Raw genomic sequence first — 23,674 nt, 5'->3', positions numbered from 1 at the left:
GTTTTAATTTTCAGCCTTCAGCTTCCAGGTCTTGAATTTTTCGTTCTTTTCTTTTGTTTAATCGAATTTCATCACCTCATTCAACGTATTCATATACTCATACGCCGTAAGGTCAAACTTTACCGGAACAATGGAAATATACCCGTTCGCCAGAGCGGTTTCGTCGGCATCCTCGGATTCATCCATATTATTGAAATAACCCGTCAGCCAATAGTATTTTTTACCGTGAGGATTTACTCTCTCATCAAAACTTTCTTCCCATTTTGCTTTGGCCTGTTTACAGACTTTTACGCCTTTTATCTCTTCTTTTGTTAGCTTCGGTATGTTTACATTTAATACAATTCCTTTCGGCATCGGGTTTTCCAGGGTTCTTTTTACGATATTCTGAATATATTCTTTGGCTTGGATAAAATCGGCTTCCCAGCTGAAATCCAACAGTGAAAACCCGATCGCAGGAAGGTTTTCCACACCGGCTTCCACCGCTGCTGACATCGTGCCCGAATAGATCACATTAATAGAAGAATTCGCTCCGTGATTGATCCCGGAAACCACAATATCCGGTCTTCTTGGAAGAATTTTATCGAGTGCCATTTTTACGCAGTCCACCGGCGTTCCGCTGCAGGAGAAATCCATCTGTGGCCCGTCCAAATGAACTTCTTCATAACTTAAAGTGGAGTTGATGGTAATGGCGTGGCCTTTACCGCTTTGCGGGGAATTGGGTGCTACCACCACAACTTCTCCTATTTCGTTCATAAAACTGACAAGATTTCTGATACCCGGTGCTGTAATTCCGTCGTCATTCGTTACCAGAATAAGTGGCTTTTCCATATCGATATTTTAATTTTAACAAATATACTATAAAAGCTTTTTTTTAAAAACCTTTGTATTTAATATTATTTGAATAATATATAGATTTTTTATCCATTTTTAGAAACTGATCACCCCATTCTGTATCAGTAAAGTATTTGCCGAACAGGATAAATTCTGAACCTTCTATTGCTACATGATTAGGAATAAAGCAATAAAAACGTTTTCATAGGGATTTTTTAAATTTATCATTTTTTCCGTATTAATGTTGATTTTAACAGTCTTAATTGATGAAAACCAACGTATTGATAAAATCTCTTAAAAGTAATTGATAATTGCAAATAAGGTATTAAATTTGATAGTTTGTAACGGTGCCGGAAAAAAGGCGACTTATTAAAAAAACTTATAAAAAAATTAATAAAATACATTACAGATTTATGTGGAAAAATTTTAAGCTGAATAAATTTTTACTCCTGATTCCATTAACAAGTCTAATGTTTTGTTTCAACTCGCCTAAAAATGATGACGAAAAGATGCAGACGATAATGGTGAGCGTAAAAAATACACTTTCTTATTTGCACTATAGCCCGAAACCGATTAATGATGCTTATTCCAAAGATGTATACAAGCATTATTTCGAATTGGTAGACCCGGGTAAAAGATACTTCATTCAGTCGGATATGGATGAGTTTGGCAAACACGAAACCAAACTGGACGACTATATTAACCAGGGAGATCTTACATTCTACAAGCTTACGATCGACAGGCTTTACCAGCGCGTTGACGAAATTGATAAAATTACCCAGGATATTTTCAGCAAGCCGATCAATCTGGAAGAAGATGAGACGCTGATTTTGGAGCCTAAAGCGAAAAAAGTTCCGGCTAACAAGCAGGAGCAGTATAACGAATGGAAAAAATTTATCAAATACAATATCCTTCAGGAAATTGAGTCGATGAACAGCAAGGAAGAGGCTCAGAAAGAGAAGAAGGATTCCGTACAGAAATACAATTTAAAGGATACCATTAAGTACCAGCCTCTTGCTGCGGACCAGAAGCTTAAGAAAGCTACGGATGAAGTAAAAGATCTTGTAAAAGAGACCTTTACGAGATTTAAGAAGAGAAAAAAGATGGATTGGTTCACGGTGTATATGAATGCCTATACTGAAGTGTTCGATCCGCACACCAACTATTATTCTCCAAAAGATAAAGAAGATTTCGATACCAGTTTTACCGGGAAAGTGATCGGAATCGGGGCGATTATTCAGGAGAAAAAAGGAAATCTTTACCTGGGTGCCCTCACCATCGGAGCTCCGGCATGGAAATCCAAGCAGCTTTCCGAAGGCGATAAAATCCTGAAAGTAAAATCCAAACCGAAGGAAGATGCCGTAAATGTAGTGGGAATGCTTTCGGATGAGGCCGTAAGATTAATCAGAGGAGAGAAGGGAACTCCGGTGACGCTTACCGTACAGAAAAAGGACGGGACGATTAAAGATGTGACCATGATCCGTGAAGAAGTAGCCATCGAAGATACATTTGCAAGAAGCATTGTGGTAAATTCTCCGAACGGTAAAAAATATGGATTCATCAATTTACCAAGCTTCAATGCCGATTTTGAAAATCCGAACGGCAGAAACGCTTCCGATGACATCAAAAATGAAATCGTCAAGCTGAAAGCCCAGGGAATCCAGGGAATTGTACTTGATCTTAGAAATAATGGCGGGGGTTCTCTTACGGAAGTAGGCGATATCATGGGACTGTTTATGCAGGCCGGACCGTATGTTCAGGTAAAAGACGGAAACGGGAAAATCCAGACCTTAAAGAATAAGAACGAAACACCGGTATGGACGGGTCCGTTGGTGATTATGCAGAATGAACTGTCTGCTTCAGCATCGGAAATATTAGCCGGGGTAATGCAGGATTACGGAAGGGCGATGATCATTGGTTCGCCTCAGTCTTTCGGAAAAGGAACGGTGCAGACTTTCGTAGACCTGAACCGTTTCTTAAATACGGAAGATGATTTCGGATCCCTTAAACTTACCATTCAGAAATTCTATAGAATTACAGGAGAATCTACCCAGAGAAAAGGAATTGTTTCCGATATTCAGATGAAAGATTTCTTTACCTACGCTGAGGTGGGAGAAAGGTATGATGAGTATGCGCTGGCCTGGGATAAAATTCAGTCCACAAACTTCCAGAAACTGAATTATTTCAACATTCAGGCACTGGAAAAGGCGAGCAATGAGAGAATGGCTAAAAATGCAAAATACCAGCTTTTATTAGAGTCTGCCCAATGGCGAGAAAAGCTTGATAAAGAAGAGACCATTACGTTGAACATCAATAAATTTAATGAACTGATGAAGCAGAGAAAGGCACAGATCGATAAATTCAAGTCGCTGACGAAATTTGAGAACGGACTTCAGTTCACCTTGTATCAGAACGAAATTGAAAGGGAGAAAAAGGATGAAGCTTTCAAAAAGAAATCTGAGATCTGGATCAAAAACCTTAAAAAAGACCTGTATCTTCAGGAAGCAATGAACATTATTGCCGACATGAGTGTAAAATCTTAAAATACAGAAACCGCTGATGGAAGTCAGCGGTTTTTTTATGTATGGTAATGATCTGCTCTTATTCAGAAAACTTCTTAAATTTGAATCATCATAAAAAACATAAAATAGCAGAATAACAGATGGAAAACAATTTAGAAAATTTATCGGATTTTATCTTTTATCAGTCGCAGGATGGTAAAATAAAGGTGCAGGTAATAGTAGATAAAAACGATGAAACGATCTGGGCATCGCAAAACTCGATAGGAGCCATTTTTAATACCTCAAAACAAAATATTAGTTATCACTTATCCAACATTTTTACAGAAGAAGAGCTTGAAGAAAATTCAGTTGTAAAAGAAATTTTGACAACTGCATCCGATAATAAAAAATATAGGACAAAATTTTACAATCTTGATGCCATCATTTCCGTAGGGTATCGTGTAAATTCTTATCAGGCCACCCAATTCAGAAAATGGGCAACCTCTGTTTTAAAAGAGTACCTGATTAAAGGATTTGCTTTAGATGATGAACGGTTGAAACAGGGAAATCAGTTATTTGGTAAAGATTATTTTTCGGAATTACTTGAAAGAATCAGAGAGATCCGCGCAAGCGAACGACTTTTTTATCAAAAGATTACGGATATTTATGCTACAGCTATTGATTATGATATTCAATCGCCTCTTACTAAGGAGTTTTATGCAACGGTACAGAATAAGCTTCATTGGGCAATTCACAACCATACAGCGGCGGAACTCATCAGTCTCAGAGCCGATGCTGCTAAACCCAATATGGGACTTACCTCTTGGAAAAATGAAAAGAGTGGAGGTAAAATATTGAAAACTGATGTTTCTGTTGCTAAAAATTATTTGAATGAAGATGAATTGAGAGAACTCAATACCATCGTAACCATGTACCTGGATTTTGCAGAGAACATGGCCAAGAGGCAGAAAGAAATGAAAATGACAGATTGGATCAATAGGCTGGATAGTTTTCTTTCCTTTAACGAATATAATCTATTGAAAGATTCGGGTAAAGTATCTTCTTCCATAGCTAAAAAATTGGCAGAAACGCAATACGAAAAATTTAGAACCATTCAAGATCGGGAATACAAATCTGATTTTGACAGAATGATCCACTCAACAAAGATTTCAGATAATATCCCAAAAACTTTGAAAGCCGGAAAAAAGGGAAATGCTTGAAAAGTTTTGGCTTAAAATAAAAATCGCTAATAGTACTAGCGATTTTTATTTTAAAGTGAATTGATTACTTAATCTCCACACATCCCACTCGTCCTCCGGCATTTCCTGTCGGCTGCGTATGGAAATCATCGGCTGCTGCATGAATGATCATTCCTTTTCCAATGATATTCTTGGAAACATCCGCACATCCGAGGCACCATTTGTCGGTTTTGAAGGTCAGCATGGCATTTCCGCTCTGGTCCGCAGTAAGGTTGCCGATGTCACCCATATGGAAATGTTCCGCACCCCATTTTCCATGATCGTCTTTGGCCGGGTTCCAGTGTCCGCCGGTTGAGGTTCCGTCTGCTGCCGAGCAGTCGCCTTTCTCATGGATGTGTACGGCATGGATTCCTGGTGTAAGGTTAGTCACGGCAAGTTTCATAATTACCTCGTCTCCTTTCTGGGTAAATTTGGCGGTTCCGCCTGTTTGGGTGTTGCTTTTAGACATGACCTGATACGTTTTTGTAGTTCCGCAAGAAACTGCCAAAAGCGTGCAGCCTGCCAGTAAGGCTAATGTTTTACTTTTCATTGGTAAATGATTTAAAGTGATTGTTCTATAAATTTAAAAAACATTTACCGAAAAACTTTACGTTTTCAGGATTTTTATAAAATAGCAATAAAAGACAAACCATTTATCTTCTAAACAGATACCTTTGCGTTAAACACTTAAAAGCTTGGAAGAATACAAAAAAAGAATCATTAAAGTCATTAGTTATATTGATGACCATCTGGACACCGACCTGTCGCTGCAGAAAATTGCTGAGGTAGGCGCCTATTCGCCGTTTCATTTTCACAGGATTTTCAGGCTGATGACCGGCGAAACGGTTCAACAGTATATCAGCCGGAAAAGAATAGAGAGATCGGCCCTTTACCTGGCTTTAAGAAAACAGTTAAGCCTTAAGGACATTTACCTTCAATTTGGTTTTTCGAGCCATTCCGCTTTCAGCAAAGCGTTTAAAAGCCATTACGAAAAATCCCCTTCGGAATTCCGGAAATCTGCTCCGGAAAATTTTCATCAGATCCGGCTTCAGGAAAGCAAGAACGGACAAACCGATGCGGTTTTCACAACCTACCTTTGCAACATTGAAAATCTTTTAAACTGGACCACAATGAATTTAACCGTAAAAGTTATCCACCTTGCTGAGATGAATCTTGCAGCCGTGATGAGCCTGGGAATTGCCCATGTAGAGTTCTCTTATAATGTTCTGATCGACTGGGCAAAAGGTAAAAATCTCTTTCCCGGTGAGAATGTGAAGATGATCTCGGTGTATCATGACAGCTTCAAAGTTACGTCTCCGGATAAAGTGAGGATTCATGCCTGCATGCTTTTAGATAAGAAATTGGAAAAGCAGGAGGGGGAAATTTTTGCCGAAACCATCGAAGCCGGAAAATTCATCGTCGCAAGCGGGGAAATTACTTTGGATGATTTTGAGAAAAGCTGGGTCTCCCTGTTTCTGTGGATGAAAGAAAATGACTATTCTGTCCGTAAAGCTTTCCCGTTTGAAATCTACCATACCAATTTCAAGGAACACCCTGAAGGAAAAATGATCGTGGATTTCTGCATTCCGGTTAATTAAAGTGAATGGTCAATGTGCCTTGCTTGTCAATTTCGCGATGCGAGTCAATTTTGCTGCGCAAGTGAATTTCAGGCTACCATAAAATTGACGGGCGAAGCGGATTCACCCGAAGTAATTGACCATTGACAACAAAATAGATGAATGGCCAATGCGCTTCTTTTGGCAATCACAGTGTCCGCAGGGTTTGTAATGTATCAAGGCCCGTTTAGAAGAGCTTCAGTTCAATCATAAAACGGCAATTAATATCCTTAATCTAAATTCCTCTCCTTTGGAGAGGTAGCAAAAATTCTCTGAATTTTTGACAGGGTGGTTTAAATATGCAGACTGAAATAATTTACTCAATCTGTAATTCAGGCGCTTTTTTCCCTCAAAAAAATCAAATCTTACCGTTCGGTTTCCAAAATCTACCGTTCAGTTACAAAAATTTATTCTTCCTGGAATTTCATCTTACTTTTGAATCGGAATAAAAACAGCTATGAAAACAAAACTATTATTTCTTATCATTTTTTTATCTTTTTCCTTATCCTTTGCACAGATTAAAATTTCAGGGAAAGTAACCTATAAAAATAAAGGGGTAGGGCAGGTAAATGTAACCCTGAAAGATACCTACGACGGGGCGACTACAGATGCCGACGGGAACTTCTCCTTTGAAACGGCAGAGAAAGGAAATTATACATTGGCCTTTACCCATCCGAAATATGTACCTGTTGAAAAAACAATTGTTATAGAGAATCAGGATGTGGTGATAAATACGGAAATAAAGGAACAGATCAGCGAGATCGATGCAGTCGTGATTTCTGTGGGCTCTATTGAAGCCAGCGACCGGAAAAGAGCGACGGCTGCTTTAACCCCGATGGATATTTATACCACAGCAGGATCGCAGGGGCAGACAACTACGGGATATAAATTCCTGCCGGGTGTACAGAACGCCGGGGAAAGCGAAGGGCTTTTCGTAAGGGGTGGAACAGGTGCGGAAACAAAATTTTATATTGACGGGAATCTGGTTAACAATTATTTCAGCAGCTCGGTTCCGGGTCTTGCAGGAAGAGAGCGTTTTAATACTTCGATTTTTAAAGGAAGCGTATTTTCCAGTGGTGGTTATTCTGCCTTATACGGGCAGGCGCTTTCATCGGTATTGCTATTGGAAAGTGTGGATATGCCGGACCAGAGTTCGTATTCCTTCAATATTTTCCCTTTTTCACTCGGGGGCAATTATCAGCATTTAAATGAAAAAAAGACCTTCAGCTACGGGATTGATGCCAATATTTCAGACTTAGGGCTGGTAACGAAGGTCCTGGATTTTGAAACCGATTTTATCAAAGCTCCGAGAAGCATTTCAGTCAATGGAAATTTCAGGATCAAAACAAGATCGGGTGGATTTCTGAAATATTACGGAAGTTTTGATGCCAATTCTTTAATTGTTTCACAGCCGAGCCTGGAGCAGAATTATGACGAACAGCAGCCTTCGGTTAATGGGAAAAACACGTTCCACAGCCTTACTTACAAAAAGAAAATGGGGCGATATCTTATGAACCTCGGTACTTCTTTCAGCATCAATAAGAATGACCTGGAAATAGGAATAGTTAATTCGGGCAACAGAATAGGCACGGTGAATATGAATACGGAAGGTTTATACTGGAACAGCAGGGCCGTTTTTGAAAGAAAAATTGCAGCGGTGAGTAATGTCAAGGCCGGTTTCGAGCTTCTTTCAGAGAATGATAAAAATAATCTCTCAGTTTTTGATGCTCCACAGCAGAAAACTTCAATCAGTAATTTCACGACCGCTTTGTTTGCGGAAAATAACCTGGCTTTCGGGCGCAATTTCTCCACGAGCTTAGGCGTAAGAGCGGAAAATTCAAGCTTTCTGAACCAGTGGAATCTGGCGCCGCGATTTTCAGCAGCATACAGACTATCAGACAAATGGGTAACTTCCCTGGCTTACGGTATTTTTTACCAGACCCCGGAATCCAAATATCTCACGCAGAGCTTTAAGCAAAATTTTCAGAAGGCTACCCATTATATTTTCCAGATCCAGCGAAGTGAGGACAACAGAACATTAAGAATGGAAGCGTTTTACAAAGACTATAAAAACCTGGTAAAAACTTCAGTTTCAGGTTTCCAGAATGTCGTGCTTCCCGATTATGGAAACGGTTTTGCAAAAGGGGTGGAAGTTTTGTGGAGGGATAAGAAAAGCATTAAGAATGTGGATTACTGGATCTCTTATTCTTATCTGGACAGCAAAAGGGAATTCCTGAATTACCCAACAGAACTCCATCCGAGCTTTGCGGCAAAGCATAACATTTCCCTGGTGGCAAAAAAGTTCGTTACTTCATGGAAAACAGGATTTAATTTTTCCTATACCTATACTTCCGGCAGGCCTTTCTACAATATTATAGCGCAGAACGGAGAAAACATACTGAAATCGCAAGGAAAGGTGAAAGATTTCAATTCCCTGAACTTCAGTTTGAATTACCTCCCGAATCTTGGGAAGAAAGATGCAAAAGCATTTACTGTTCTGGTAGCCGGGGTTAATAATATTTTAGGGAATAAAAATATATACGGCTACCGTTTTTCTGCCAACGGCGATAGGAGTGCCCCGGTTTTACCCGCAGCCCAGACTTTCGTTTATATCGGCGCATTAATCAGCTTCGGAATCGACAAAACCCAGGAAGCGATAGACAATAATCTTTAATCGATAATTTAATTAAATCAATATAGAATAATATTAAAAATTTAGAAATCATGAGAAAATACCTTTTAAGTTTCGCTTTAGGCTGTATGAGCTTAGTAACTTATGCCCAGGCCAATTATGAAAAAGTAATGACTGAAAAAATAAGCAAGCTGGAAGCCACCCGCTCTCCTGAAGAACTGCAGGCATTGGCCAACGATTTTCAGCGAATTGCCGAAAAGGAAAAAGACAAATGGCAGCCCAATTACTACACTGCATTGGCCTACATCCAGAAAGGAAGATCGCAGATGCAGGGTGGAAATAACCAGGCTTTGGAAGAAAACGCAGATCTGGCCCAGAAGTTTGTGGATGCCGCCGAAGCAATGGAAAAAAACAATTCCGAAATCCACCTGCTTCAGAAAATGATCTATTCGCTTAAAATGATGGTCAACCCGATGGAAAGGTTCAGGACCTTCGGATCACAGGCGGAAGAGGAACTGAAAAGGGCGGAACAGCTGGATCCGTCGAATCCGAGGGTTACTTTAATTAAAGCGGAAGATGTATACTACACGCCGGAGCAGTTCGGAGGAAGCAAAACGAAAGGGATGGAACTCTTTAAGGCAGCCCTGGAAAAGTTCAACACCTTCAAACCGAAAACCGGATTGGACCCGACCTGGGGGAAAACTGAAGCCCAGTATTTTTTAAGCGGGGCGGCGAAATAATTCAGAATGTACATAAAACCTTCTCTTGCAGAAGGTTTTTTCTTTCCATTCAGCCATAAAAAACAACCGTTCAGGAAAAAATAATTTCTAATCCCTGCAAGATAGCCTATTTTTGAAGTAAGAAAATTGGAAATGAAACGTAAGAACCTTATTACTTTATGCTGGATCTCGGTCGCCACATCGATGGTCTTTTTCTTCGGGTTTACCAATGATAAAACAGTGGAAAATTTCATCCTTACCGTGGCGGTGTGTTTCATGTATTCATTTATCCTGGGAGCAGGAAACGGGCTGATCAACGATTACCTCAACAAGAAGTTTCCCTGGTCCGAAGCAACTACAAAAAGGGCCATTATCAGTATTATTTCGATTCTGGTGGCCAATACGATCATGGTGTATTTCTGCAATTACATCAATTTTGTAATATTTCAGAAAGCGGCGACCCCCGAAGAATATTTTTCCGGGAAATATGGTTTTGTCAACTGGTTTACCATCAATATTGCCCTTCTGATTTCCGCTTTTCTTCACGCCAAAGGTTTCATGGAAGAACTGAAAAAAACTTCCAAAAAAGAAGTGGTCGAGCAGAAACTGATTGCCAAATCGGCCAATGCGCAGTTTGAAAGCCTTAAAAATCAGCTGGATCCGCATTTTTTATTCAATTCCCTGAATGTTTTAAGCTCATTGATCGACGAAAATCCTAAGCAGGCGCAGAAATTTACAGCCTCTATGTCAAAGATTTACCGCTATGTTTTAGAACAGAAAGACAAAGAGCTGGTGACGGTAGAAGATGAGCTGGAATTTGCCCGGACCTACTGTGATCTGCTAAAGACCCGTTTTGAGGACAGTGTAGACTTTGTTTTTGATGTTAGGAAAGAGGATTACAGGCGATTTGTCGTTCCGTTATCGTTGCAGCTGCTGTTGGAGAACTGCATCAAGCATAATTTCGCCACCTCCTCCAGGCCTTTGGTCATTAAAATCTTCTCTGAAAACGATACGCTTTGCATCGAAAACAACCTTCAGGTGAGGGAGCAGATCAAAGAGAGTTCGGGAATCGGGCTGGCCAATATTGTGCAGCGTTATGCTCTGCTCACGGAACGAAATGTTTTCGTCGAAAAATCCGATGATTATTTTAAAGTAAAGCTTCCTGTTTTGTTCGCTAAGCCTAATGTTGCCAATGAAATAATGGGAGATAAAGATAAGGCCTACGAAAGAGCGGAGAAACGGGTAAAAGAAATTAAAGGCTTCTATGGAAATTTAATTTCATATTGTATTGTCATTCCTTTTTTAATCATTATTAACCTCATAACAACCCCCGGTAACATCTGGTTCTTTTTCCCAATGCTGGGCTGGGGAATCGGAGTTACAGCACATGGAATGAGTGTTTTTGCTATCGGTAAAAAATGGGAAGAAAGAAAAATCCGGGAAATTTTAGAAAAACGAAACAGACCATAAACAAATACATTATGGAAAATATCAGCAAAGACGATATCAGATACAAAGAGGCAGAGAGACAGGTAAAAAAAATAAAGAGATTTTATAGTTCCTTATTTATTTATATTGCCGTTAATATTTTTATTTTATACCTGAATTACAGGGATTTAAAACCTGATGAAACGATCTGGAAGCTGAAATATTTTTCACTTCCCCTCTTTTGGGGAATTGCGGTTATGATTCAGGGCCTGAGAACTTTTATACCTAACTTTATGCTGGGAAGTAATTGGGAAGACCGGAAGATCAAAGAACTGATGGACAAAGAAAAACAGGCGTAATTTATTCATTCTTTAATTAAGAAATTTTAAAACCTGATGCTATGAAGACCTTACAGATTTTATTTACCATTTCTATGTTTGCCTGGTTCATCACGGAAATTCTATACAAGAACATCCTGAAATCCGGTGAGAATGATAAAAAAGACAAAGACCGCTCTACGCTGAATATTCTCTGGATGGCTATTCCCGGGTCCATTATGAGTGCCGTGGCAGCTTTATACCTCACAAGAATTCCTATTTCTGATGAGGTTTGGATTCATTACCTTGGAGTTGCATGCATCTGGATCGGGATTATTTTGAGATTCGTTATTATCAGGGCTCTGGGTAAATATTTCACGGTAGATGTTACGATACGCGAAGACCACAAGATCAAAAGAGAAGGGTTTTACAGATACATCAGGCATCCGTCGTATGCTTTTTCCCTGCTTACTTCGTTAGGGCTGGGTTTATACCTAAATAACTGGCTTTCTCTATGTTTAGTTTTTACTGTTCCTTTTATGGCGTTCCTGTACAGGATCAAAGTGGAAGAAAAAGCACTGATCGAGCAATTCGGTGAAGAATACCTGGAATACCGAAGGAAAACAAAGAAACTGATTCCGTTTGTTTATTAGGTGATTATCTGAAGTTTAATAAAGTCCTATAAAATGCAGGTCAATAAAAATTCGGCCATACATTCATTCACTTAGGCCTAAAATACCACTGAACTTCTTTAAAAAATCTTTAATAATTACCTATCAAAATCCCGATTCTCCGTTGAGTCGGGATTTTTACAGTTCAGTGTTCATATTCTACGGTTCGGTTATATAAAATTGATTTGGGGTGGTTCCTATGCTACCTTTGTATCAACAAAAACAAACAATTCATCTTTAAAACAAAAAATTATGGAAACATTCATCAACAAAGAAACACAGGCTTACGAAAAAGCAGCAAGAAGAGTAAAAGAACTTAAAGGGTTCTACGGAAATCTTACTTCCTATGTTTTGGTTATCTCCTTTCTGGTTATACTGAACCTGATTACTTCACCGGAATATCTTTGGTTCGTATGGCCGATGATGGGCTGGGGAATTGGTGTCGCTGCACATGCTGCCGGAACCTTCGGAATCGGAAAAGAATGGGAAGAGCGTAAGATCAAAGAACTTATGGAAGAAGAAAGAAAAAGCGCAAAGACTTTATAATCGGTTAATAAACTTTAAAATATAATACAATGGACTACAATCAGGCGCAACAAAGGGTAAAAGACCTTAAGAAATTCTACAAAAGCGTTTTATGGTTCTTTATCGTGGCTTTCATTATTTTTTCTGACGATATTTTTGAAAAAGGGATCTTTAACTTTTCATTTTGGGACGGATCCGTTATCCTGGCAATCTGGGGAATTATTCTTACCGTAAGAGCCGTAAAACTATTCCTGCTGGATTCCGAATGGGAGAGGAGCGTGATTGAAAAAGAGATGGGAAAATCAAAACAGCCGCTCAAATTTTAAAACCGGTAATTTTTCCTTACTTTTATTCGGAATTTTAAAACTAAATCTGGAACTCAATGATTAAGACTGTCATTATCGAAGACGAAAAGCCGGCTTCAAGGAAATTGGAAAGAATGCTCAGTGAATTTGCTGATATTGAATTGATTGGCAAAATAGAATCCGTGGAGGAGGGCATCGAATGGTTTTCGGCAAACGAGCATCCGCAGCTGATCTTTTCGGACATCGTACTTGGAGATGGGTTATCATTCGATATATTTGAGAAAGTACGGACCAAAGCTTTCATCATTTACACCACGGCCTTCGACCAGTATACCCTGAAAGCTTTTAAGCTGAACAGCATCGATTACCTTCTGAAGCCGATCCTGGATGAAGACCTGGCTGCGGCGGTGGAGAAATTCAAATCCTTCATTCCTTCTGATAATGCGGTCAATTCGCAGGAAATAAAGCAGTTAATTAAAAAAGACAAATCCACGCTGTCCAGGATCCTGGTGAAAATCGGGTATAACCTGAAAATCGTGCAAACTCATGAAATAAGCTGTTTTTTCAGCGAAAACAAGATCGTTTACCTGCAGACGCAGGAAAGAACTTACCCTTCGGATTTTACGCTGGACGAACTGGAAGAGGTGTTGGATGAGAAAAAGTTCTTCCGGGTAAACCGCCAGTTTATCATCAATTCCGATTACATCAAAAATATCCATACGTCACCCAATTACAAAGTAGAACTGGAATTTCAGCCACAGGAAGAAATTACCGTCAGTCGTGAGCGCGTCAAGGATTTCAAAGACTGGTTGGTCAGCTGACAAAGATGAGGCATCAATTATCATTCATCATTTATAATCATAGGTATAACTACTTGTAATCTATTCGGTTAGACTCCGTATCTTCAAGCTGTTGTACAATGGATTTCGGGATTTCATCACTGTCGATCGGGAAGCTGATGGAGTCGGTAACGAATGTTTTGCGGTCTGCTTTCTGGAAGATATCAAAAAGGGCGATCGGTTCCTGGTTAAAACTAATGCACGTACTTATAAAATGCAATTCATGGAGCTTATAATCTGGATTCTTCAGCTTTTCCTTGATATCTTTTATCCTTGAGATAAAATGCCGCTGCCGGATGAAGGTATTGCTGTTCATGATGATGAAAACATAGTCGGAATATGCCGTTACTTTCCCGAAATATTTATGGCGGTCGCCGCCGCTCCGCTCAATAAAATACTCACCGGTGGTTTCGGATTTGTAGATTTCCGTGGCGGAACGCCAGATCCGGTTGTCTTTTGCCTGCAAAGGGTTTTCCGGAAGGTTACGATTATAAGAATACCAGCAGCCCACCAATCGGTCCAGCAGTTCCGTATTCTGCTTTACATTGTTCATCTCGATCCGCAGGTCGTTGAAATTGAAAGACTCCGTATTGGAGTTGATGAAATCGATATAGCTGGAGTACCCCAATACTTTGACGATCTGGCTCAGCTTGGCAAGATTCGGTTTGCTGAGAACGGCGTTTTCGTTCTGGCTGAACTTTTTTAATTTATTGATAATCAAATGTTCGTAGAGATAATTGGAGCCGAGGAGATCAGGCTTTTTCTTGATTTCTTTTTCTTCGTATTCTTTGATAATCAAATCATTCAGCTCGGCAGCGATATAGGACCATTCGGTCTTGGAAATATCTTCCCAACGGCTTTTCTTCAGGAACTGCATCCCCAGAAAATTCATCAGCTTTTCAAGGTGAAGGACATCTTCTTTTTTCATTCCGTTTTATTTAAGACGAATATAAGATTTATTTAAAACCAAATGAGACTCTGTTAAGACTTTTATATTTTAAAATCAAATAATATTTGAATAGAAACTAAAAGTCAATATAATGAAAACAGTCACATTACCTGAAAACGACCCGCTGTGGAACAGGCTGCAGCATTTCCAGCTGGATCATCCCGATGCGGAATTTCCTTTTTCCAAAAAACTGGCTAAAGAAGAAAACTGGACGGAAAGCTTTACCCAAAAAGCCATTGAAGAATATAAAAAATTCGTCTACCTGTGCTGTATATTGCCTAATGGGGCTTCTCCAGGTGAAGTTGTAGATAAGGTCTGGCACCTGCACCTGACGTATACCCAAAATTATTGGGAAGAATTCTGTCCGGATATCCTGCAGCGGAAACTCCATCATCACCCATCAAATGGTGGCAAAGACGAGGCTGAAAAGCACAGCAACTGGTTCAAGGAAACTCTGGAAAACTATTGTAAAGTGTTTGGAGAAATGCCACCGGAAGAAATCTGGCTCAGGAAAAAGAAAGGAAGATCTTTCAAATTCTTTAAAAAAGATTTTCATTTCATAGCACTTTTACCGTTGCTGCTGATGGTAATTTCCTGCTCGGGAAACGGTAATATGGCTTTTACAGGAATCTTTTTCATCTTCATTATCTGGATAATCATTAAATCGTTAAGGGGAAATAATAAGGACAATGACTCTGGTGGAAGCTCCTGTTTTTCGGGGACCTGCGGCGGAGATGATTCATCCGGTTCCGGGCATTCATGCGTAAGCAGCTGCGGAGGATGTGGCGGATGCGGAGGAGATTAAACCATTACCTGCTATGAAAAAAATGATCATTCATTCAGTTCCGCTGGTCATCAGTTTGATCTGGCTTTTCTTTACAGGAAATACGATGAATCCGATTGCTTTAAAAGGTCCTGATTTTTTAAGGTTCTATTTAATTCTTCTTTTTGGATTTTACGCTTCGGTTTTTGCGTTGAAAATAGCTGAAGAACCATTATCGGGGGTAACGCGTTATGGGATGATCTTCATTTTTATATTGGGTGCAACCAAGCTGATAAGAGGAATTTTTCTGGGAAAACCCGTCGGTTTTCTACTGCTGATTTTAATAATGGAAATTATTGTCTTTCTGTTTATTAATTCAAATCATATAAATCGAAAGATCAGGTAGCAGGATTTCTTTTTTAAAAAATTAAAAAACCCGAAACGAAAATGCTTCGGGCCTAATATTTAATTAAGATACATATTACGAAATCACGCCGCTTCCGATCAGTTCCTCATCAATATACCATGCGGCAAACTGTCCTTCTGCAATGGCAGATTGCGGTTCTTCAAATTCAATATAAAATGCTTCTTCAAACTGATATAAAGTCGCTTTTTGTAAAGGCTGCCGGTATCTGAATCTTGCCATTACTTCCTTCGATTCTCCGTTTTTCAGCTTCAGATCTTCCCGTACCCAATGCAGTTCGGAATTATCAATTTTTAAAGCTCTTTTCAGCAATCCCGGAAACTGATGTCCCTCCCCTACAAAAAGGATGTTGTTTTCCATATCTCTGGAGATGATAAAACAGCTTTCTTTATGACCTCCGATTCCCAGCCCTTTACTTTGCCCGATCGTGAAAAACTGGGCGCCCTGATGTTTTCCGATCACTTTTCCGTCGGATTTTTTATACTCGATTTTCCGGCTCAGGTAGTCAAGTTCTTCCTGTTTTGAAGAAAATTCAGGCGTTTCCTGGGCAAATAACGGGGAGTCTTTAAAAATTTCTACGATTTCTCCTTCTTTCGGAACCAATTGCTGCTGTAAAAACTGGGGTAGACTTACTTTCCCGATGAAGCACAATCCCTGGGAATCTTTTTTGTCCGCTGTTACCAACCCGATTTCTTTTGCAATTTCCCTTACCTGGGGTTTCGTCAGTTCACCGATCGGAAATAACGCTTTGGATAACTGATCCTGGCTTAATTGGCATAAGAAATACGACTGGTCTTTGTTGTTATCTTTTCCGGCCAAAAGGTGGAAAATTTCTTTGCCATTTTCATCAAGCGTTGAACCGACTCTGGCGTAATGTCCGGTGGCTACTTTATCAGCGCCCAGCGACATGGCCGTTTTAAGGAAAACATCAAATTTTACCTCGCGGTTGCAAAGAACATCAGGATTCGGCGTACGCCCTTTCTGGTATTCATCGAACATGTAATCGATGATTCTTTCTTTGTATAGATCACTCATATCGATCACCTGGAAAGGGATTCCAAGCTTTTGGGCAACCATCAGGGCATCGTTGCTGTCCTCAATCCAAGGACATTCGTCTTCCAGGGTTACGGAAGCGTCGTTCCAGTTTCTCATAAACAGGGCCACTACTTCATGCCCCTGCTGTTGTAACAGATAGGCTGTTACACTTGAGTCTACGCCTCCGGAGAGGCCTACCACTACTTTCATTGTATTTCAATTTTACGAAACTCTTAACGGGAGTTCTTAGTTTGACCCTGCAAAAATACAATTAAAAAGATTCGTAAAAAAATGATAATTTTAGACATCGATAAAAACAATGTCTATGAAAAAGCTTATTATTTCTTTATCCGTCTTGTTTTCAGGTTTACTGTTTTCGCAGGAAGCTGCAGAAACTCCGGTGCAAACTAATAACCGCTGGACTTTCGGAGGCGGAATCGGCTTCGGCTTTGGAAGCAATAATTATTTTAACCTTTCAGCAGCACCGAGGGTCGGATATATGCTGACCAGCGATCTTGAAGGGGGCGTTTTGGGTAGTGTTTCCTGGCAAAAGTCCAATGCTTACAGTTCAACCATGTTCGGCATCGGTCCGTTTCTGAACTATTACATCGCCAGAACATTCTTTGTTAGTGCGAATTACCAGCATTATTTCATCAATTATAAAGATAAAATTTATGATGTTAAAGCCAATGCCAACGAAGATGCTTTGTATCTGGGCGGAGGCTATATGCAGCGGATCGGGAACAATTCTTTCCTGCAGTTGGGGCTGATGTACAATGTATTGTGGAAAGAGAATTCAAGTATTTTCTCAAGCGGGCTGTCTCCGAATATCGGTTTCGTGGTAGGATTGTAAGAGGAATAGTAAACAATTCAGGATCATTGCAAAATTTTGTATTGCTTAAAAATAAAAAGCACCGGAAAATTCCGATGCTTTTTAATGATTAAATTATTTACTTAAGACTAAGATTTTTCAGCCGTTGATTTTTTGGTTTTTGAACTTTTACCTGCTAAGCCATCTTTGGCTTCATTAACATCAAGAACTACAGTTTCCCCTTCAGATAATTGCTTGTTGACCAGCATTTCGGCCAATAAATCTTCAATGTATTTCTGGATCGCCCGTTTCAATGGTCTTGCACCGAAGTCTTTATCCCATCCTTTTTCAGAAATGAAATCTTTGGCTTCTTCGGTTAATTGAACTTTATAGCCTAATTTTTCCAATCTGCTATACAGTTTGTTCAGCTCAAGATCGATGATTTTCTTGATATCCTCTTTTTCAAGGGAGTTAAAGATCACGATATCATCAATTCTGTTCAGGAATTCAGGAGAGAATGCTTTTTTAAGGGCATTTTCAATCGTACTTCTTGCTCTTGAATCCGAAGTGGATTTTTTCGCAGAAGTTCCGAATCCTACACCGTCTCCGAAATCTTTAAGATCTCTTGTACCGATGTTGGAAGTAAGGATAATGATCGTATTTCTGAAATCGATTTTTCTTCCTAAACTGTCGGTAACGTGTCCTTCATCAAGAATCTGTAATAAGATGTTGAATACATCCGGATGTGCTTTTTCGATTTCATCCAGAAGAACCACCGCATAAGGTTTTCTTCGGACGGCTTCCGTCAATTGACCGCCTTCTTCATATCCAACGTATCCCGGAGGCGCACCAACCAATCTGGAAACGGCGAATTTCTCCATATATTCACTCATATCGATTCTGATCAAGGATTCGTCAGACTCGAATAATTCTCTTGCCATTACCTTCGCCAATTCGGTTTTACCAACCCCGGTTGTTCCTAAGAAAATGAAAGTACCGATCGGACGGTTCGGATCTTTAAGACCAGCTCTGTTTCTCTGGATCGCCTTGACTACTTTCTTCACCGCATCTTCCTGGCCGATTACTTTTCCGTTAAGGTTTCCATCCATTCCAGCGAGTTTATCCAGCTCATTTTTACCTACTTTCGTCACGGGGACACCGCTCATCATCGAAACTACTTCCGCAACATTTTCTTCACTCACGGTTTCTTTTTTCTCCTTCACATCCTTGTCCCATTTTTCCTGGGCAGAATTCAGTTCCATCTGGAGTCTTTCTTCTTCATCTTTCAGTTTTCGGGCCTCAAGATAATCCTGCGCCTTTACTGCTTTTTGCTTCAATTCCTTAATCTCTTCGATCTTCTTTTCAAAATCGATGATTTCGGTAGGAACTTTCATGTTTTTAATATAAACACGGGAGCCCGCTTCATCCATTGCGTCAATTGCTTTGTCCGGTAAGAAACGGTCCGTAATATATCTTGATGTTAAATTCACACACGCAGCAATGGCTTCCGGTGTATAGACAACATTATGATGCTCTTCGTATTTATCTTTGATCTGATTCAGGATCTGGATGGTTTCATCGATGGAAGTCGGTTCGACCATTACTTTCTGGAATCTTCTTTCCAGAGCACCATCTTTCTCGATGTACTGACGGTATTCATCAAGCGTTGTGGCTCCGATGCACTGGATTTCTCCTCTTGCCAAAGCCGGTTTGAACATATTGGATGCATCTAGGCTTCCTGTTGAACTTCCTGCTCCTACGATGGTGTGAAGCTCATCAATAAACAAGATGACATCCCTGTTTTTTTCCAGTTCCGTCATGATCGCTTTCATTCTTTCCTCAAACTGGCCACGGTATTTTGTGCCGGCAACCAAGCTTGCAAGATCAAGAGTGATCACTCGTTTTCCATAAAGGACACGGGAAACTTTTTTCTGCTGGATTCTTAAAGCCAATCCTTCGGCGATAGCCGATTTACCGACACCCGGCTCCCCGATAAGAAGCGGATTGTTTTTTTTTCTCCTTGATAAGATCTGGGAAACTCTTTCAATCTCTTTTTCACGGCCGATTACCGGGTCTAATTTTCCGTCTCTTGCCAATGAAGTTAGGTCTCTTCCGAAATTATCCAGTGTTGGTGTTTTGCTTTTTGCAGAACCGAGATTGCCCGTAGGCTTTCTCATCTGCTCGAAATCTTCCCGCTCGTCATCGTCATCGTAAGCACTCATCTGTGGTGCCTGTCCGGAATTTTTAAGCATCGTCTGATATTCTTTTGAAACACCCTCATAGTCAACGTCATATGCGCCTAATATGTTTGAAGTTGGATCCTCATATTTATAAAGAATGCCTAAAAGCAGGTGTACGGTATTAATCTCGTTGCTTTTATACTGCCTGCATTCGAGTTCTGCACGCTTAACGGCATGATCAGCCATTTTCGTGAAAGAAATATTGGGAACCTCTTCAGAAATAGGATTTAGACTTGCTGTATTTAAAGTTTCAATTTTTCTTCTGATTTGTGTTAAATCCGCATTAAGGTTTTGAAGGATTTCTTTTGCAGAGTTTTCTGTTTTTATAATACCTAAAAGTAGATGTTCTGTATTAAGAAATTCACTTTTGAGCCTTTTCGCTTCGCTCTTGCTTTGTTTGAACACTTGGCTCAAACCTTGTGAAAACTTATAATCCATAATATATCTCATTAGAATAACTGCAACATTGCCATTTATTCATTATCTAAATTACAAATATTTTACCAAATTTCAAGAAATGACTTTATGGCAGAAAAAATTTTATTATCTTATTGGAAATGATTAAGTTTGTTGTCCTTTAAAAATTTCTCATGATTCCTGAAATTGTCACTTACATAGGATATTCCGCATCGTTGTTTATCGTGCTGAGCTTTATACTGAAAGACATCAGGAAAATCAGGATCGTGAATATGATCGGCTGTATCTGCTTTGTGATCTACGGAATCTACAGCGGAATGCTCTGGCCGGTCATCATCCCGAACGGACTGATCTGCTTCATCCAAATTTATCATCTCCTGGCGGATAAAAAGAAATAATGAACAGAAAAAAGATCATTACTTCCGCATTCAGTAACCTATACACGGATCAGCGTATCGAAAAGGTCTGCCGGACATTACATGAGAAGGGATACGAAATTGAACTGATCGGAAACAACTGGAACGGTGCTGAAAAAATGACACGTCCATATTCGTTTTCCCGTATTTCTTTGGTTTCGAAAAGCCTGAAGACCGCCTATTTTGAATTCAACTGGAAATTGTACCAAGAATTGAAAAAGAGGGTGGATCTAGATACCATTCTTCATGCCAACGACCTGGATGCTTTGCTTCCGAATTATATTTTAGCTAAAAAATTAAATATTCCGCTGATTTTCGACAGCCATGAGATTTTTTCTGAAATGCCTGCGATCCAGGGTAAAATGTCCCAAAAACTTTGGCGGTATCTGGAAAAAAAGCTGGTACCGGACCAACAATTCATGATTACGGCAAGTAAAGGGTATGCGGACTGGTTTAAAAAAAAATATGGTGTTGATCCGGTAGTTGTACAGAATGCACCGAGGAAATTAAATTTTAACCAGAAGATTCCTGATAACCATCCTAAAATCGTTTTGTATCAAGGCGCCATTAATCCCTTCCGCGGAATTGATAAGGCAATTCTGGCGATGAAACATCTGGATCATGTAATTTTTAAAATTGCAGGTGACGGCCCAAAGAAAAAGGAATATGAAAACCTGGTATTGAAGGAAAACCTGCAGCATAAAGTGGAGTTTTTAGGTAAATTGCTGCCTGAAGATCTTCAAAAGGTTACCCTCACGGCCGATTGCGGAATGAGCATTGAAGAAAATGGGGGAGAGAGCTATTATTATTCTCTGCCGAATAAAGTCCTCGATAGCATTCAGGCGCGGGTTCCGGTCATTCTGTCAAATCTTCCTGAAATGCAGAATATTAAGCGACAATTTGACATTGGGGAAATTATTGCCAGCCATGAGCCGATGGATATTGCAAAAGCTATTCAGGCTGTTTTAAATAGAGGAAGAGAATCCTATCTGTACGAACTTGAAAAGGCGGCTGCTATTTTGTGCTGGGAAAACGAAGAGGTAAAATTGCTGAACGTTTTTGACAAAACATCAAAATTTCAGGTCGTAACATAAAAACCAAAAATTGTAATCCGGCCGGACCGTATTATTTTATCTTTTTTAAATTGGCTATCTTTGCCATAAGAAATTAGTTTAGCATGACCATTAAAGAAAAACAGCAGGAAATCATCGATGAATTTGCGTTTCTTGAAGATTGGGAACAGAAGTATGAATATATTATCGACCTCGGAAAAGAACTGGAAGGTCTTCCTGACTATAAAAAAACGGAAGAAAACCTGATTAAAGGCTGCCAGAGCAAAGTATGGATCGACGCAGAGTTCCGTGATGGAAAATTATTTTTCAATGCCGATTCCGACGGGATTCTCCCGAAAGGCATCGTTTCCCTGCTGATAAGTATTTACAGTGGCCATTCCACCCAGGAAATTCTGGATTCCGATTTTGATTTTATTTCCGAGATCGGACTGCAGGAATTTCTTTCCCCTTCCAGAGCCAACGGATTGATGGCCATGACCAAACAAATTAAATTCTACGCCGTAGCTTATCAACTGAAGTCCTAGTTTTGACAAGAATTTTAGCATATCGTTTTTCTGCATTCGGTGATGTTGCCATGACGGCACCGGTTTTCCGTGAATTTCTGGAACAGAATCCTGAGGTGGAAATCATCATGGTTTCCCGAAAGAATTTTAAAGGTTTATTTGCTGATATTCCGAATCTTACCTTTAAAGGAGTTAATCTCGACGAGTATAAGGGGGTCTTCGGACTGAGAAGACTGGCGAACGAGCTGGTAAAAGAATTCCATCCGGATATTGTGGCCAACCTCCATGATGTGATCCGAACCAAAATACTGGATAGGATTTACCGCAGAAAAGGACTTAAAGTATTTAAAATCAATAAAGGAAAAGAGGAAAAGGAACACCTGACCGATGTCTGGAACCTTAATAAAGTCCAGTTAAAAAAAACGGTCGAAAGATACGCTGATGTTTTCCGTAAAATGGGATTTCAGGTTCAACTTTCGCATCAGCTGAGACCTGTTCCCGGCGAAAAATCAGGAATCGGGTTTGCTCCTTTTGCCCAACACCGCGGGAAAATGCTGCCACTGGAAAAATCGTATGAACTGGCCCGGATTTTAGCCCAAAAATATACCGTTTATTTTTTCGGAGGCGGAAAAACGGAAACGGAGACCCTCGAAAAATGGGAACAGGAAATCCCGAACACCTTCAGCCTCGCCGGAAAATTAAGCCTTACCGAAGAACTACAAAAGATTGCCGGACTTGAACTGATGATCTCCATGGATTCGGCCAATATGCACCTGGCGAGCCTGATGGGAACGCGGTGTGTTTCCATTTGGGGACAAACGCATCCGTATGCCGGATTTTTGGGTTTCGGACAAAGTGAAGACGATGTGGTGCAGATCAAAGACCTCACGTGCAGGCCATGTTCCGTTTTTGGGGATAAAGAATGTTACCGGGGAGATTGGGCGTGTCTGGAAGAGCTGAGTGTGCAGAAGATTGTAGAGAAGATTTTATAAAATTGGCTACATTAAGAATGTAATTTGGAAGCCGATTTCTGATAATACATAGCAAAAACCGTTCTTTACCGTGGTTCAAGAAGGGTTCTATTTTGACAGATTAAGTTAGTTATTTTTCTATTGGGAACACTTGTTTCACAAACTTAAGACCTTCTTCAGAGTTAGTAGAATATTTTTCTAAACCTAATTGGGAATCAGTATATTGGATGTTATACTTGTTATCAGCCATTTTTATAAAATTCTCTGCCAAAGTTTTACAACAAATGTATTTTAAGAGTTTCTTCAATGAAGTAATATTAGTGATATTGACCAAGCATTTCCAATTTAAACTGAAATCAGTTGGTCAGTTTTACCGTTTTTTACATCATTTCAATTCACCCTGTAAATTACCACTCCAGTTCCTATAGTAATATCATTTTTATACATTTG

23 protein-coding genes are annotated in these 23,674 nt (G+C 39.8%); 18 read left to right on the top strand and 5 right to left on the bottom strand.

The features are described from left to right. Nucleotides 1-57: 57 nt before the first annotated feature. Nucleotides 58-828 (bottom strand): 5'/3'-nucleotidase SurE, encoded by a 771-nt coding sequence (gene surE / locus ACED20_RS05470; protein WP_294221535.1) that lies wholly within the window; start codon nucleotides 826-828, stop codon nucleotides 58-60. Nucleotides 829-1,244: 416 nt separating this feature from the next. Here surE and ACED20_RS05465 point away from each other — a divergent pair, with 416 nt between their 5' ends. Next, the gene (locus ACED20_RS05465) at nucleotides 1,245-3,374 is read left to right on the top strand and encodes a carboxy terminal-processing peptidase (RefSeq protein ID WP_294221532.1); all 2,130 of its coding nucleotides are present in this window, start codon (nucleotides 1,245-1,247) and stop codon (nucleotides 3,372-3,374) included. Between the two features lie 119 nt (nucleotides 3,375-3,493). Next, nucleotides 3,494-4,552, top strand: coding sequence for a virulence RhuM family protein (locus tag ACED20_RS05460; RefSeq protein ID WP_294221529.1), 1,059 nt, complete (start codon nucleotides 3,494-3,496; stop codon nucleotides 4,550-4,552). A gap of 64 nt (nucleotides 4,553-4,616) precedes the next feature. Here the strand turns inward: ACED20_RS05460 and ACED20_RS05455 are convergent, their stop codons facing one another. Further along, entirely contained in the window at nucleotides 4,617-5,120 is a 504-nt protein-coding gene (locus tag ACED20_RS05455; RefSeq protein ID WP_294200580.1) for a superoxide dismutase family protein, read from the bottom strand. 145 nt (nucleotides 5,121-5,265) lie between these two features. Here ACED20_RS05455 and ACED20_RS05450 point away from each other — a divergent pair, with 145 nt between their 5' ends. From ACED20_RS05450 to ACED20_RS05410, 9 genes are all read left to right on the top strand, one after another. Further along, nucleotides 5,266-6,168 (top strand): GyrI-like domain-containing protein, encoded by a 903-nt coding sequence (locus ACED20_RS05450; protein WP_294237925.1) that lies wholly within the window; start codon nucleotides 5,266-5,268, stop codon nucleotides 6,166-6,168. A gap of 475 nt (nucleotides 6,169-6,643) precedes the next feature. After that, on the top strand, nucleotides 6,644-8,860 hold the full coding sequence (locus ACED20_RS05445) for a carboxypeptidase-like regulatory domain-containing protein (protein ID WP_378103723.1): 2,217 nt from the start codon (nucleotides 6,644-6,646) through the stop codon (nucleotides 8,858-8,860). Nucleotides 8,861-8,910: 50 nt separating this feature from the next. After that, nucleotides 8,911-9,558: a hypothetical protein gene (locus tag ACED20_RS05440; RefSeq protein WP_294221520.1), complete on the top strand. Its 648-nt coding sequence runs from the start codon at nucleotides 8,911-8,913 to the stop codon at nucleotides 9,556-9,558. 132 nt (nucleotides 9,559-9,690) lie between these two features. After that, nucleotides 9,691-11,007 (top strand): 2TM domain-containing protein, encoded by a 1,317-nt coding sequence (locus tag ACED20_RS05435; RefSeq protein WP_294221517.1) that lies wholly within the window; start codon nucleotides 9,691-9,693, stop codon nucleotides 11,005-11,007. A gap of 11 nt (nucleotides 11,008-11,018) precedes the next feature. Continuing rightward, nucleotides 11,019-11,324 carry a 2TM domain-containing protein gene (locus ACED20_RS05430; RefSeq protein WP_294221513.1) on the top strand — a complete coding sequence of 102 codons (306 nt, stop codon included), beginning with the start codon at nucleotides 11,019-11,021 and terminating at the stop codon, nucleotides 11,322-11,324. A 41-nt stretch (nucleotides 11,325-11,365) separates the two neighbouring features. Then, nucleotides 11,366-11,935, top strand: a complete 570-nt coding sequence (locus tag ACED20_RS05425) for a methyltransferase family protein (RefSeq protein WP_378103720.1) — start codon at nucleotides 11,366-11,368, stop codon at nucleotides 11,933-11,935. 270 nt (nucleotides 11,936-12,205) lie between these two features. Continuing rightward, nucleotides 12,206-12,499, top strand: a complete 294-nt coding sequence (locus tag ACED20_RS05420; protein ID WP_378103718.1) for a 2TM domain-containing protein — start codon at nucleotides 12,206-12,208, stop codon at nucleotides 12,497-12,499. Nucleotides 12,500-12,528: 29 nt separating this feature from the next. Then, a complete protein-coding gene (locus tag ACED20_RS05415) occupies nucleotides 12,529-12,804 on the top strand; it encodes a 2TM domain-containing protein (protein WP_378103716.1) in 276 nt (91 codons plus the stop codon). A gap of 56 nt (nucleotides 12,805-12,860) precedes the next feature. Further along, nucleotides 12,861-13,604 (top strand): LytTR family DNA-binding domain-containing protein, encoded by a 744-nt coding sequence (locus tag ACED20_RS05410; RefSeq protein ID WP_294202918.1) that lies wholly within the window; start codon nucleotides 12,861-12,863, stop codon nucleotides 13,602-13,604. A 49-nt stretch (nucleotides 13,605-13,653) separates the two neighbouring features. Here the strand turns inward: ACED20_RS05410 and ACED20_RS05405 are convergent, their stop codons facing one another. After that, entirely contained in the window at nucleotides 13,654-14,550 is an 897-nt protein-coding gene (locus ACED20_RS05405) for a hypothetical protein (RefSeq protein ID WP_378103714.1), read from the bottom strand. Between the two features lie 112 nt (nucleotides 14,551-14,662). On the opposite strand from ACED20_RS05405, the gene ACED20_RS05400 reads away from it, so the two are divergent. Together ACED20_RS05400 and ACED20_RS05395 are read left to right on the top strand one after the other, a co-directional pair. After that, nucleotides 14,663-15,376, top strand: coding sequence for a hypothetical protein (locus tag ACED20_RS05400; RefSeq protein ID WP_294264217.1), 714 nt, complete (start codon nucleotides 14,663-14,665; stop codon nucleotides 15,374-15,376). 22 nt (nucleotides 15,377-15,398) lie between these two features. After that, nucleotides 15,399-15,740 (top strand): hypothetical protein, encoded by a 342-nt coding sequence (locus ACED20_RS05395; protein WP_294202912.1) that lies wholly within the window; start codon nucleotides 15,399-15,401, stop codon nucleotides 15,738-15,740. Nucleotides 15,741-15,815: 75 nt separating this feature from the next. Here ACED20_RS05395 and mnmA read toward each other — a convergent pair whose 3' ends face one another. Next, nucleotides 15,816-17,003: a tRNA 2-thiouridine(34) synthase MnmA gene (gene mnmA, locus ACED20_RS05390; protein WP_294264215.1), complete on the bottom strand. Its 1,188-nt coding sequence runs from the start codon at nucleotides 17,001-17,003 to the stop codon at nucleotides 15,816-15,818. Between the two features lie 115 nt (nucleotides 17,004-17,118). On the opposite strand from mnmA, the gene ACED20_RS05385 reads away from it, so the two are divergent. Then, on the top strand, nucleotides 17,119-17,646 hold the full coding sequence (locus ACED20_RS05385) for a hypothetical protein (RefSeq protein WP_288376934.1): 528 nt from the start codon (nucleotides 17,119-17,121) through the stop codon (nucleotides 17,644-17,646). 107 nt (nucleotides 17,647-17,753) lie between these two features. On the opposite strand, the gene ACED20_RS05380 is transcribed toward ACED20_RS05385, so the two are convergent. Continuing rightward, nucleotides 17,754-20,282: an ATP-dependent Clp protease ATP-binding subunit gene (locus ACED20_RS05380; RefSeq protein WP_294264214.1), complete on the bottom strand. Its 2,529-nt coding sequence runs from the start codon at nucleotides 20,280-20,282 to the stop codon at nucleotides 17,754-17,756. Nucleotides 20,283-20,434: 152 nt separating this feature from the next. Between ACED20_RS05380 and ACED20_RS05375 the strand changes: the two genes are divergently transcribed. The 4 genes from ACED20_RS05375 to ACED20_RS05360 all read left to right on the top strand — a co-directional run bounded on the left by ACED20_RS05375 (nucleotide 20,435) and on the right by ACED20_RS05360 (nucleotide 23,245). Further along, complete coding sequence (locus ACED20_RS05375) at nucleotides 20,435-20,659, top strand: uroporphyrinogen decarboxylase (protein WP_378103711.1); 225 nt, start codon at nucleotides 20,435-20,437, stop codon at nucleotides 20,657-20,659. Continuing rightward, complete coding sequence (locus ACED20_RS05370; protein WP_378103710.1) at nucleotides 20,659-21,771, top strand: glycosyltransferase; 1,113 nt, start codon at nucleotides 20,659-20,661, stop codon at nucleotides 21,769-21,771. Before ACED20_RS05375 ends, ACED20_RS05370 begins: the two co-directional genes overlap by 1 nt. Before the next feature lie 83 nt (nucleotides 21,772-21,854). Further along, nucleotides 21,855-22,274, top strand: a complete 420-nt coding sequence (locus ACED20_RS05365; protein WP_288376942.1) for a SufE family protein — start codon at nucleotides 21,855-21,857, stop codon at nucleotides 22,272-22,274. Nucleotides 22,275-22,276: 2 nt separating this feature from the next. Then, a complete protein-coding gene (locus ACED20_RS05360) occupies nucleotides 22,277-23,245 on the top strand; it encodes a glycosyltransferase family 9 protein (protein WP_345766826.1) in 969 nt (322 codons plus the stop codon). The last annotated feature ends 429 nt before the right edge of the window (nucleotides 23,246-23,674 follow it).

This window comes from Chryseobacterium sp. sg2396 (assembly GCF_042610505.1).
GTDB lineage: Bacteria > Bacteroidota > Bacteroidia > Flavobacteriales > Weeksellaceae > Chryseobacterium.
The sequence above is the reverse complement of the archived record's forward strand: the minus strand, read 5'-3'. Positions and strand labels throughout refer to the sequence as shown.

What these genes read in the sequence shown, in the direction of transcription:
- ACED20_RS05365 (WP_288376942.1), top strand. Translation starts at nt 21,855, where the DNA reads ATGACCATTAAAGAAAAACAGCAGGAAATCATCGATGAATTTGCGTTT.
- ACED20_RS05375 (WP_378103711.1), top strand. Translation starts at nt 20,435, where the DNA reads ATGATTCCTGAAATTGTCACTTACATAGGATATTCCGCATCGTTGTTT.
- ACED20_RS05370 (WP_378103710.1), top strand. Translation starts at nt 20,659, where the DNA reads ATGAACAGAAAAAAGATCATTACTTCCGCATTCAGTAACCTATACACG.
- ACED20_RS05430 (WP_294221513.1), top strand. Translation starts at nt 11,019, where the DNA reads ATGGAAAATATCAGCAAAGACGATATCAGATACAAAGAGGCAGAGAGA.
- ACED20_RS05425 (WP_378103720.1), top strand. Translation starts at nt 11,366, where the DNA reads ATGAAGACCTTACAGATTTTATTTACCATTTCTATGTTTGCCTGGTTC.
- ACED20_RS05400 (WP_294264217.1), top strand. Translation starts at nt 14,663, where the DNA reads ATGAAAACAGTCACATTACCTGAAAACGACCCGCTGTGGAACAGGCTG.
- ACED20_RS05420 (WP_378103718.1), top strand. Translation starts at nt 12,206, where the DNA reads ATGGAAACATTCATCAACAAAGAAACACAGGCTTACGAAAAAGCAGCA.
- ACED20_RS05405 (WP_378103714.1), bottom strand. Translation starts at nt 14,550, where the DNA reads ATGAAAAAAGAAGATGTCCTTCACCTTGAAAAGCTGATGAATTTTCTG.
- mnmA (WP_294264215.1), bottom strand. Translation starts at nt 17,003, where the DNA reads ATGAAAGTAGTGGTAGGCCTCTCCGGAGGCGTAGACTCAAGTGTAACA.
- ACED20_RS05395 (WP_294202912.1), top strand. Translation starts at nt 15,399, where the DNA reads ATGATCATTCATTCAGTTCCGCTGGTCATCAGTTTGATCTGGCTTTTC.
- ACED20_RS05435 (WP_294221517.1), top strand. Translation starts at nt 9,691, where the DNA reads ATGAAACGTAAGAACCTTATTACTTTATGCTGGATCTCGGTCGCCACA.
- ACED20_RS05380 (WP_294264214.1), bottom strand. Translation starts at nt 20,282, where the DNA reads ATGGATTATAAGTTTTCACAAGGTTTGAGCCAAGTGTTCAAACAAAGC.
- ACED20_RS05415 (WP_378103716.1), top strand. Translation starts at nt 12,529, where the DNA reads ATGGACTACAATCAGGCGCAACAAAGGGTAAAAGACCTTAAGAAATTC.
- surE (WP_294221535.1), bottom strand. Translation starts at nt 828, where the DNA reads ATGGAAAAGCCACTTATTCTGGTAACGAATGACGACGGAATTACAGCA.
- ACED20_RS05455 (WP_294200580.1), bottom strand. Translation starts at nt 5,120, where the DNA reads ATGAAAAGTAAAACATTAGCCTTACTGGCAGGCTGCACGCTTTTGGCA.
- ACED20_RS05440 (WP_294221520.1), top strand. Translation starts at nt 8,911, where the DNA reads ATGAGAAAATACCTTTTAAGTTTCGCTTTAGGCTGTATGAGCTTAGTA.
- ACED20_RS05465 (WP_294221532.1), top strand. Translation starts at nt 1,245, where the DNA reads ATGTGGAAAAATTTTAAGCTGAATAAATTTTTACTCCTGATTCCATTA.
- ACED20_RS05445 (WP_378103723.1), top strand. Translation starts at nt 6,644, where the DNA reads ATGAAAACAAAACTATTATTTCTTATCATTTTTTTATCTTTTTCCTTA.
- ACED20_RS05460 (WP_294221529.1), top strand. Translation starts at nt 3,494, where the DNA reads ATGGAAAACAATTTAGAAAATTTATCGGATTTTATCTTTTATCAGTCG.
- ACED20_RS05410 (WP_294202918.1), top strand. Translation starts at nt 12,861, where the DNA reads ATGATTAAGACTGTCATTATCGAAGACGAAAAGCCGGCTTCAAGGAAA.
- ACED20_RS05385 (WP_288376934.1), top strand. Translation starts at nt 17,119, where the DNA reads ATGAAAAAGCTTATTATTTCTTTATCCGTCTTGTTTTCAGGTTTACTG.